Consider the following 11,002-nt stretch of genomic DNA (forward strand, 5'->3'; position numbering starts at 1 on the left):
GTCCCGGCACTGAGGGCGATGAGCCGGGATCCGTCCTTATGAGACCGCTGAACATCCGGTATTAGAGCGCTGACCCGGGTGTAGCGTCGGGGGCGGTCCCGCACCGCTGACCCGGCGGTCCGGGTGATCCGTCAACAAGGAGGTTGGCATGTCACGTACCAGGACCCTCTTCGTCGCACTCGGCGTCACGGCGATGGCGGGAGCAACCGCGCTCGCTCTGGCCCCGGTCTCATCGCCGCCGCCGTCCGCAGCAACCGTCAGGCCGTTCGCCGCGCAGGCACCCGACAGCGCGTTCACCTCGCAGGCCGATTCCGACGGCGGGGCCATCGCCTGCCAGCGCCCCGCGCCGGACAACCGCGTCTCCACCACGATCCACTGCTACACGCCGGATCAGCTGCGTGCGCACTACGGCCTCGGCCCGCTCGCGTCCAGCAACGACGGCGCCGGGCAGACGATCGTGCTCGTGGACGCCTACGGCAGTCCGACCGCCGCCGATGACCTGAACTTCTTCGCCCAGACGTTCGGCGGACCTGCCCCGGACTTCGAGGCGGTCTCGCCTCTCGGCACGCCCGACTACAAGAACCCGACCGGCAAGGGCGTCGGGCAGTCCGGCCCGAACTCCGCCGCCGGCTGGGCCGGAGAGGCCAACCTCGACGTGCAGTGGGCCTACGCGATGGCCCCGAAGGCGCACATCGTGCTGCTGTCCACCCCGCCAGCCGAGACGCAGGGCGTACAGGGCGTCCCCAACCTGATGAAGGCGATCGACTGGGCGATCCAGAAGTACCCGTCGGGGACGGTGTTCTCCATGTCGTTCGGCACCGACGAGCAGACCTTCGGATCCGCTTCCGCGGCGAAGACGCAGTTCACGAAGTTCGACCAGACCTTCCAGCGCGGCATCGCGAAGGGCGACACGTTCTTCGCGTCGTCCGGCGATGACGGATCCACCGGATACGTCCGTTCGCACCGCGCCGGCACGGTCGGATCCACGCCCGAGGTCAGCTACCCCAACGTCTCGCCGTACGTGACCTCTGTCGGCGGTACCCAGGTGCAGGACGGCTGGACGTGGAACCCCACCCAGGATGTGCCGTATCTCGCGAGCGGCGCCCGCAACCCGGCGTACTGGGCGTGGAACTCGGGCGGCAACACCGAGCCCGTGTGGAACGAGGGCGGCTTCCAGATCGGCACAGGCGGCGGCCTGTCGACCGTGTACTCGCGGCCGGCGTACCAAGACGGCGTCTCCGGCGTCGTCGGCGGTGCGCGCGGCGTGCCGGACCTCGCGTGGAACGCGGCGGTGAACGGAGGCGTGCTGGTCTACCACACGTACTTCCCGAGCACCGAGGGTCCCGCGGCGTGGGGCGTCTTCGGCGGCACCTCGGCGGCGTCCCCGCAGGCGGCCGCGGCGACCGCGATCGCGAACCAGGCGCGGGCCGCCGCGGGCAAGGGCCCGATCGGCGATCTGAACAAGGCGCTGTACAGCGCGTCGTTCGACCACTCGTCGGCGTTCAACGACATCGTTCCGCGCACCTACGGGACAACGCCGAGCGGGGTGCTCGACAGCAACCGGATGTGGGCGCTCGCCGATGACGGCTCGCTCACGCCGAACGCCGTGCCGGGCTACGCCACGACGGACGGTTACGACCTGACCACCGGATGGGGCGCGCCCATGGTGCCGGGRTACGTCGCACAGCTCGTCGCRCAGTRAKTCCACGATCCGGGGCCGGGCGGGGTTCTCCCGTCCGGCCCCGGACCCTGCTCGGGAGGCAGGCCGCCCGCAACTAGAATCAAAGGGCTATGGCTACTCCCGATCCCCGCACCACGACCGCGTCCGGTGCTGACGTCCGCGTCCGCTTCTGCCCCTCGCCGACGGGTCTGCCGCACGTCGGCATGGTCCGCACGGCGCTCTACAACTGGGCCTACGCCCGGCACACCGGCGGCAAGATGGTGTTCCGCATCGAGGACACCGAYGCSGCGCGSGACAGCGAGGAGAGCTTCCGCCAACTCGTCGACGCGCTGACCTGGCTSAAGATCGACTGGGACGAGGGCGTCGAGGTCGGCGGCCCGCACGRGCCGTAYCGCCAGTCGCAGCGCGGTGACATCTACCAGGGCGTGATCGAGAAGCTCAAGGCCGCCGGATCCGTGTACGAGAGCTACTCGACGGCGGAGGAGATCGACGCCCGCAACGAGGCGAACGGCCGCGCGAAGCAGCTCGGCTACGACAACTTCGACCGCGACCTCACCGAGGAGCAGCGGGCCGCGTTCCGCGCCGAGGGTCGCCAGCCGGCGCTGCGCCTGCGGGTTCCCGACGAGGACCTGACCTACGTCGACCTCATCCGCGGCGAGGTGACCTTCCCCGCGGGATCCTTCCCCGACTTCGTGGTCGTGCGTCCGAACGGCGCTCCGCTGTACACGCTCGTGAACCCGGTCGACGACGCGCTCATGGGCATCACGCACGTGCTGCGCGGCGAGGATCTGATGCCGTCGACAGCGCGTCAGCTCGCGCTCTACGGTGCGCTCATCGACGCCGGCGTGACGACCTTCGTGCCGCGCTTCGCGCACATGCCGCTCGTGCTGGGGGAGACCGGCAACAAGAAGCTCAGCAAGCGCGACCCGCAGGCCGATCTGTTCCTGCACCGGGAGCGCGGCTTCATCCACGAGGGCCTGCTGAACTACCTCGCGCTGCTCGGCTGGTCGATCGGCCCCGACCGCGACGTGTTCTCGCTCGAGGAGTTCACTGCCGCGTTCGACATCGTGAACGTCAACCCGAACCCTGCCCGCTTCGACCAGAAGAAGGCCGAGTCGATCAACGGCGACCACATCCGCAAGCTCGAGGCGAAGGACTTCGCCGAGCGGATCCTGCCCTACCTCGCCGCCGCCGACGTGTTCGACGGGGAGCCGACGCACGAGCAGCTCGTGCTGGCCTTCCGTGCGGCGCCGCTCGTGCAGGAGCGCGTGCAGCTGCTCGGCGAGGTGCCTGGTCTGCTGGGCTTCCTGTTCTCCGACCAGGTCTCGTACGACGAGGACGCGCTCAAGGGGCTGCCGGCGAACGCCGCCGAGGTGCTCACGGCATCCGCCGCGGCGCTCGAGCCGCTCGACACGTTCACGCCGGAGGCGATCCAGGATGCCCTGGCGGCCGCGCTGATCGACGGCCTCGGTCTCAAGCCCCGCGTCGCCTATGGCCCGCCGCGCGTCGCCCTGAGCGGACGCCGGGTGTCGCCGCCGCTGTTCGAGTCGATGGAGCTGCTCGGCAAGGACGAGACGCTCCGCCGCCTCCGCGCGCTGGCCGAGTTCCTGGGCTGACCCGATCCCGGGCCGGGGCGGGGGAGCGCGACGCGCGCGGGATCTCGCCCCGGTTTGGATCCCGGGATCAGCTCGGGTAAGCTTGACTCTCGGTGCGAGGCTCCGGTTTCGCCCTTGGGGTATGGTGTAATTGGCAACACGGCTGATTCTGGTTCAGTTGTTCTTGGTTCGAGTCCAGGTACCCCAGCCATACGGACGTTACTCGAACCATGGTCAAATGAACTGGCCATGGTTCCTTGATTTTCTGAGCTCCTCGCGATTTCGCGGGGAGTTTTTCCGTTCTCCGAGCCCTGTGTGCCCGGTGCGGGCTGAAGCTGCCGCACGCCGACGTTCGCGGCGTTTGGCTCACCTACGACCCGGATCTTGTTGCCTTCCACACGAAGCACGAGACGCTCGAAGTAGGCGGTCAGCAGGTCGCGGCGCACGGTGTCCGAGGCGCGCTGGTAGAGATTCCCAGGATCCTGAAGAAGGTCGATGTAAGCCATTGCTGTATCGGCGCTGTACTGCAGCCGGTCGATCGTGACGTCGAGCTTCTCGCGGATCGCTTCTTTCTGGAGCGTGGTGTGCTCGATGCGTTCGCGGACCTTCGCGATTGGGAGGGGACTGCTGCACGAGTAGGTGACAGGTTCTAGTCACGCCGCGAGGGCGGCTGGCGTCTTCATGATTGCTTCGAATTCGACCGGGGTCAAACGGCCCAGTCTGGGCTGCCGGCGGCGACGGTGGTAGGTCCGCTCGATCCAGGTCACGATCGCGATCCGCAGTTCCTCGCGGGTGGCCCAGGAGCGGCGGTTGAGCACGTTCTTCTGCAGCAGCGCGAAGAAGCTCTCCATGGCGGCGTTGTCGCCGGCGGCGCCGACGCGACCCATGGATCCGACCATCCGGTGATGGCTGATCTCGCGGACGAACTTCCGGCTGCGAAACTGTGATCCTCTGTCGCTGTGGATCACGCAGCCGGCGACGTTCCTGCGTATCGCTACCGCGTTGCGCAGTGCGTTCACGGCCAGGTGTGACTTCATCCTGGAGTCGATGGAATAGCCGACGATCTTGCCGGAGAACACGTCCTTGATCGCGCAGAGGTAGAGCTTGCCCTCGCCGGTCGGGTGCTCGGTGATGTCGGTCAGCCATAGCTGGTTCGGACCGGTGGCGGTGAAGTCGCGCTCGAGGAGGTCGTCGTGCACCGGCGGGCCGACCTTCCCGCCCTTGCCGCGGCGACGTTTCCCGAATGTGCTCCACCAGCCGTTGCCCGAGGTGATCCGCCACGCGGTGCGGTCCGCCATCGGCTGGCCCGCGTCGCGGGCCTCGTCGGCGAGCAGCCGATGCCCGAACTCCGGGTCATCGCGGTGCGCGTCGAACAACGCGTTCGCGCGATACGCCTCCACAACCTCCGCAGTGGTGATCGGGCCGGCCAGCCACCGGTAGTAGGGCTGGCGGGAGAGCTTGAGCACCCGGCACGTCACCGCGACGGGGATCCAGTCGGCGGCGAGCTCGGTCACGAGCGGGTAGAGCCTTTTCCCGGCAGGTTCGCCTGCGACAGATACGCCGCCGCCCGCCGCAGCACCTCGTTCTCCTGCTCCAGCAGCCGGATCCGCTTGCGCGCCTCCCGCAGCTCCGCGGACTCGGTGCGACTCTGGCCCGGCTTGGCGCCCTCGTCGATATCGGCACGACGCATCCACTTCGGCAGCGTCATCGGGCGAACCCCGAAGTCCTTCGCGATCTGCTCGATCGTCACTCCAGGCTCGCGGTTCCTCGCGACGCGCACGACGTCGTCACGGAACTCGCTCGGGTACGGCTTGGGCACAGCAACATCCTTCCAGGCCAGCCCTCCCGGGCAAGCCAGATCAGATGTCACCTACTCGTGCAGCAGTCCCTCTCGTATCGGCCACGCTAGCGGAGGGAACAGACACAGCCCGGTGCGAGCCAGCACTGGTGAGCCGACGGTGCAGGCGGGGTTCGGTAGCGTCTCACCATGCGCCCGCTCTCGTCCACGCAATTGGCGGCTCTCCGCGAGATTCAGCTTCACGGCCTGATCGTCCCCTCTGTTAGCTTGGACGGTCCGTTGGCGATGGCGCTTCTTGATTTGCCCGCCCCGGCTCACGATGTCGTCCGAGTTGCTACGGCAAGGCGGCTGGCTCGCGAAGGTCTGATCGCGCCGCTGAACTATTCACCACCGCCGGGCGAAGTTGTCATCGAATGGAAGATTACTTCTGAGGGTCTGGCGTTGCTTCAACGGCATGAGTCGCAGGCGCGCAGTGTAGGGCTGACGGCGAAAGAGGATCCAGCAGGGCCTGCAGGACGGTGACTGCCCAGCTTGGAGCGCTGTTGCTGCCTGGGACGACCTACGCCCAACTCGTTTCTGTGCGAATGTAACAAACCCGAGTATGGGAGGTTGCTCTTCACGAAAATGCCTGGTTATGAGATAATATCGTGGATAGATGTCGGCCGGATTCGAGCGTCTCAGGCTCTCCGCCACATCGGCCCGCTGCAGTGGTGCGCGGCCTGGCATAGGCGCCAGTCGCCTTTGCGTCGCTACCTTGTTCTTGAGGCCAATAGCAATCACAAACGTTCCACCTCGGAGTGGAGGAGGAGCACAGCAACGATGAGACGTACAGTCGCCGCAACTCTCGGCCGCATGGACCAGGTGGCCCGGGCTTCCAGCCGTGGGGGCCTGAACTCGTGATCGTACCGCTCACTGACTATCAAACGAAGTACTACGCGCACGAGCTGCGGCGTAGCTACGCAAGCGACCACGTCGGCAAGCTGGCTGGTCTACTCTTCGATGCTCAGGTCGAACCGAAACCACATCAGATCGATGCGGCGCTCTTCGCGCTCCAGACGCCGTTCCTTCCAGGTGTGATTCTGGCCGATGAGGTTGGACTCGGGAAGACGATCGAGGCAGGCATCGTCATCACTCAGTACTGGGCCGAGCGCAAGCGCAGCATCCTCATCGTCGCGCCGTCGAGTCTGCGCCAGCAGTGGAAGCAGGAGCTCTATGAGAAGTTCCTCATCCCGGCGAGCATTCTCGATCCGAAGTCGAAGGATTCTCTCCTTGCCCGAACGGCTGTCCACCAAGCGGAAGTCCTGATCTGTTCGTATGAGTTCGCTCAGCGCCACGAACAGTCGTTACTGCGTGCGTGGGATCTAATCGTTGCTGACGAGGCACACCGTCTGCGTAACCACTGGACGGGCAAGGGCAAGACCGCAGAGGCGTTTAGCCACATTGCGGGCGGAGCCCACAAAACTGTTCTGCTGACGGCGACGCCCCTGCAGAACAAGCTCGAGGAGCTCTATGGCTTGGTGTCCGTCTTCGACCCGGGCTACTTCTACTCGCTCGACGCGTTCCGGGAGCGGTACGTCAAAGGGGGTGGGGAACTCCGCGAGTCGGAAGACCTGGCAGAGCGTGTGGCGACCCTTGCTAAGCGCACGTTGCGACGTGACGCAGACAAGTACATCCACTTCACGAAGCGCATGCCACTCACTGTGGAATTCACGCCGAGCGATGACGAGCGGCGACTCTACGATCTTGTCAACGAGTATCTGCAGCGCGATGAGCTCTTCGCGTTCGCAGGTAGTCAGCGTCACCTGTCTGCGCTGATCATCCGAAAGCGCCTCGGGTCATCGACCCATGCAGTGGTGAGCACTCTCGAGCGCATCGCTGATCGCCTCGAACGCGAGATCCGCGAAGGCACCGTTCGTGACGCGACCGGTCGACGATGGGTTGTCGATTTCGATGCGGATGACCTTACAGACGAAGAACTCGAAGAGGCGGAAGAGGCCAACCACGTCGACGATCGCGAGTTCGGACGATCTGGCGCGCTTCCTGCTGAGATCGTCGAGGCCATCCGAGACGAAGTAGCCGAGCTTCGCGAGTACGCCGCACTTGGGCGTTCGATTCGAGTGAACCAGAAGGCAGCGATGCTGTCCGATGCCATCGATCGCGGCTTCGCACGCCTCCGGGAGCTTGGTGCACCCGAGAAGGCCATCATCTTCACGGACTCCACTAAGACGCAGGAGTACCTCGCGGCGGCCCTCAAAGAAGCGGGCAAGGGCGACGGACTTGTACTCTTCAACGGGTCGAACGACGGCCCCGAGCAGACAGCCATCTATCGTGGCTGGCTCGAGGCGAACCGAGACGGCGACCTCATTACGGGCATTCCTGCGGCGGACCGCCGCAAGGCACTCGTCGACTACTTCCGCGACGAAGGCTCGATCATGATCGCCACAGAGGCGGCCGCGGAAGGCATCAATCTCCAGTTCTGCTCAATGCTCGTCAACTATGACCTCCCGTGGAACCCGCAGCGCGTGGAGCAGCGCATCGGCCGTGTCCACCGGTTCGGGCAGAAGTACGACGTGGTCGTCGTGAACTTCAGTAACAAGGGGAACATTGCTGAGCAGCGCATCCTCGAGTTGCTCACCAACAAGTTCAAGCTCTTCTCGAGCGTGTTCGGCGCTTCAGACGAGGTGCTTGGCGCAATCGAGGATGGCCTCAACTTCGAGAAGCGCATCAGCGACATCCTCAACTCGAGCCGCACCGACGCTCAGATCGATCGGGCCTTCAAAGAACTCGAGGACGAGTACGCCGACGACATCTTCGCCGAAATGGCTAACGCCAAGGCGAAGGTCTTCGACAACCTCGACCCTCATGTCCAAGACCGGCTGAAGGCATACGATGCCCAGTCCGGCGAAGTCCTCAACAAGTTCGAGCGACTCCTCCTCGGAGTCACTCGCCACGAGCTGGCCGACCGTGCGACCTTCGAGGGCGATGGTCGCACGTTCGTGTTGAGTGAGTCACCCGTTGCCGATGCGCCGGCCGGCCGGTATTACTTCAAGAGCAAGCCGCTCGACAACGCGCATCAGTACCGGTACTCCGGCCCGCTCGCTCAGCACGTCATTCAGGAGGCGAGCGCTCACGAGGCGCCGCCCCGTGAGCTGACCTTCTCGCTCTCCGCCTCCGAACGCGCCAGCGGTGCGGTCAAGGAGCTTGTGGGGGCTTCGGGCACGATGACCGTCAACGTGGTCACCTACTCGATGAAGGCTCGCGACCAGGACCTGTCAGAGAGTTACCTGCTGGCCGGTGCGATCACCGATGTCGGAGCCTGGCTCGATGATGAGTATGTTGCTGATCTTCTCGAGCTCGCGTGTGTGCACGTTGGGGACGAGCCCGTAGCTATCGACGAGTCGACGTTCGCGCCGCACCTCGAATCGCGTCGGGCGGAACTTGAGAAAGAGGTACAGGGCAGGAACTCCCGCTACTACGACCAGCAGGAGGAACTGATCTACCGCAACCAGCAGGACCGCAAGGCTGAGCACGAGGGCAAGATCCGCGAGTACCGGGCGAAGGAGAAGGATGCGCGCAGAGCCGCGCGCCAGGCCGACGATCCCATCGAACAGCTTCGTCTTAAGAAGGAAGCTCGGCGGTGGGAGCAACGTGCGGAGGACGCTGATGAGCAGTTCCGCGACGCGCGTCGCAAGCTTCGCGATGAGGCGGACCGATTCCTTGACCTCATCGAACAGTCCCTCCACGGCACCCAGAGCATTGAGCACCTCTTCACGATCCGATGGCGGATCGCCGAATGAGCAGTGGCTCACCCGAACGAATCAAACGTAATCAGAGAGAACATCCATGAGCGACGACATCCACGAGACATCACCAACCACACCGAACTTCCAGACAGAGCTGGCCGCCCAGCTGGCTGACCTCGTGCCCGAGGCGGTCGCGGACGGCAAGATTGACGTCGTCAAGCTGCAGGAGCTCCTCGCCGCGGACGCCGCCGATGGCAACGAGCGCTTCGGCCTTTTCTGGCCGGGTAAGAAGCGTGCCCTCCGTGCGGCGCAGGAGCCGACGGCGGCGACGCTGCGTCCCGATCCCGCCAACTCCAAGGACTGGGACATGACCAAGAACATCTTCATCGAGGGCGACAACCTCGAGGTGCTCAAAGTCCTGCAGAAGCATTATCACAATAAGGTCAAGCTGATCTACATCGATCCGCCGTACAACACCGGCGGCGATTTCATCTACCCGGACGACTTCCGTGAGGGTGTCGACAGCTACCTCGAATGGTCGCGACAGGTGAACGAGGAGGGCAAGCCCGTTACGAGCAACGTTGAGACCGAAGGGCGCTTCCACAGCAACTGGCTCAACATGATGTACCCCCGCTTGAAGCTCGCACGGAACCTCCTGACTGATGATGGCGTCATCCTGATCTCGATCAATGACAAAGAGCAGGCTCAGTTGCGTCGACTCTGCGACGAGGTCTTCGGCGAGAACAATCTGGTCGCCCAGTTCATCTGGGTGAACGAAGGCAACGTCGACCAGCAGAGCAAGGTCAAGGGCGTCCACGAGTACGTGATGGCTTACGCCCGGACTGCTGCAGAGGTGAAGCGTCCGTCTGTCATCGATCCGAATATCGATGATGACAGCAAGCTCTTCCGTGAGCTCATCGAGAACTCCATCACAAAGAACGGCCCCGCGAACCCGCCATCTGAGGTTGAGCTGCCCATCGGCTTCCCGGCGAACTTCGATTCGGGCGTGATCGGCGTTCGTGACGATAGCTACCCTCATGTGCTTGACGAACTTGTTGTCGCGGATGGCAAAGTTGCCGTGCCTGCGCGCGTCCGGAGTGGGTGGAGCTCACGTAATCTCCTCGACCTATTCATCCGGAACGGGTGCGTGCCGATTGAAGACTCAGAGGGGCGTGAGACATGGTTTGAGCTTCGGGACACCGGCGCGATCTACATGCTCAAGCGGCGCGCAGAAGATCAAGGCCACGTGCTGTCGGTGCTTCGGAACTTCGGCACCACCAAACAGAACAGCTCCGTTCTGGCGTCCTGGGGACTGAAGTTCTCATACCCGAAGCCGGTAGGACTGATCGAGTATCTGGTCACGGTCTTCACACGCCCCGATGAGGAGGCGACGATTCTGGACTTCTTCTCGGGCTCTGCGACGACGGCGCACGCTGTGATGGCCGCCAATGTTCGAGACGGAGGTCGACGCCGACACATTCAGGTTCAACTTCCCGAGCCCGCGACCGTCGCGGACCAGCGGACGACCCTTGCCGAGCTCGCCCGGCGCCGGATTGCGAAGGCGGGCGAGTCACTCGGCGGCACTCGGAAGAATCAATTGAGCATCGGCAGCGAACACGAGATTGATCTCGGCTTCCGTGCGTACACGCTGTCCGACACCAACTTCTCGAAGTGGCGCGTCACGAGCGACGTCGAGGCGAACGCGCTTGAGCAACACCTGCTCGACCTTCGTGACAGCAGTAGCAACGACGACGCGACCGCCGACGACCTCCTCACCGAGATTCTGCTCAAGCAGGGCTACTCGCTGACCGAGAAGATCGGACCGGTCGAGATCGAGGGCCTAGACCTCCGCGCCGTCTATGACGCCGACGGTGACTTCGGTGTCTTGGCCTACCTCAACGAGCACGTCAAGCCGACGCTCGAGCAGCTGCGAGGCGTGGTTGAGTCAGGCCCCACCCGCATGATCATCCTTGAAGATGCGTTCCACGGCGACGATGAGCTGAAGACGAACCTTGTCCAGCTCGCGAAGTCGAAGAGCGTGGAGCTCTGGACGGCGTAATGGGTAGTTCAGCATTCCAGTTTGATCCGAGTCAGCCGTATCAGCTCGACGCAGTTGGTGCGGTCGTCGACCTCTTCGACGGTCAGCCGAAGGACGCCGAGAAGCTGGAAATCACGCTTCGTGGCC

Annotated in this window: 6 protein-coding genes and 1 tRNA gene; 6 read left to right on the forward strand and 1 reads right to left on the reverse strand. The window is 64.4% G+C overall.

The window, feature by feature from the left end; genetic code table 11:
- Window positions 1-673: 673 nt before the first annotated feature.
- The 3 genes from AC1DMN_RS16250 to AC1DMN_RS16260 all read left to right on the forward strand — a co-directional run bounded on the left by AC1DMN_RS16250 (window position 674) and on the right by AC1DMN_RS16260 (window position 3,487).
- Complete coding sequence (locus tag AC1DMN_RS16250; RefSeq protein ID WP_477384600.1) at window positions 674-1,702, forward strand: S8 family serine peptidase; 1,029 nt, start codon at window positions 674-676, stop codon at window positions 1,700-1,702.
- An 89-nt stretch (window positions 1,703-1,791) separates the two neighbouring features.
- Window positions 1,792-3,297 carry a glutamate--tRNA ligase gene (gltX, locus tag AC1DMN_RS16255; RefSeq protein WP_477384597.1) on the forward strand — a complete coding sequence of 502 codons (1,506 nt, stop codon included), beginning with the start codon at window positions 1,792-1,794 and terminating at the stop codon, window positions 3,295-3,297.
- Between the two features lie 115 nt (window positions 3,298-3,412).
- Window positions 3,413-3,487 (forward strand) — tRNA-Gln (locus AC1DMN_RS16260).
- A 442-nt stretch (window positions 3,488-3,929) separates the two neighbouring features.
- Here the strand turns inward: AC1DMN_RS16260 and AC1DMN_RS16265 are convergent.
- Window positions 3,930-5,095, reverse strand: a protein-coding gene (locus tag AC1DMN_RS16265; RefSeq protein ID WP_477230603.1) for an IS3 family transposase whose coding sequence is annotated in 2 segments (ribosomal slippage) — window positions 3,930-4,808 and window positions 4,811-5,095 — 1,164 coding nt in all. Because the reading frame shifts where the segments join, the coding sequence is not laid out codon by codon here.
- A gap of 168 nt (window positions 5,096-5,263) precedes the next feature.
- On the opposite strand from AC1DMN_RS16265, the gene AC1DMN_RS16270 reads away from it, so the two are divergent.
- The 3 genes from AC1DMN_RS16270 (at window position 5,264) to AC1DMN_RS16280 (ending at window position 10,876) form a co-directional block, all read left to right on the forward strand.
- Window positions 5,264-5,596: a hypothetical protein gene (locus AC1DMN_RS16270; RefSeq protein WP_477230602.1), complete on the forward strand. Its 333-nt coding sequence runs from the start codon at window positions 5,264-5,266 to the stop codon at window positions 5,594-5,596.
- 374 nt (window positions 5,597-5,970) lie between these two features.
- Window positions 5,971-8,871, forward strand: a complete 2,901-nt coding sequence (locus AC1DMN_RS16275) for an SNF2-related protein (protein WP_477230601.1) — start codon at window positions 5,971-5,973, stop codon at window positions 8,869-8,871.
- 46 nt (window positions 8,872-8,917) lie between these two features.
- A complete protein-coding gene (locus tag AC1DMN_RS16280; protein ID WP_477230600.1) occupies window positions 8,918-10,876 on the forward strand; it encodes a site-specific DNA-methyltransferase in 1,959 nt (652 codons plus the stop codon).
- Window positions 10,877-11,002: the final 126 nt, after the last annotated feature.

The sequence above is a fragment of the Microbacterium sp. 01T413_2 genome (assembly GCF_056398985.1).

Excerpts from the sequence above, each read along its gene's own strand:
- AC1DMN_RS16280 (WP_477230600.1), top strand. The coding sequence starts at position 8,918 with ATGAGCGACGACATCCACGAGACATCACCAACCACACCGAACTTCCAG.
- AC1DMN_RS16270 (WP_477230602.1), top strand. The coding sequence starts at position 5,264 with ATGCGCCCGCTCTCGTCCACGCAATTGGCGGCTCTCCGCGAGATTCAG.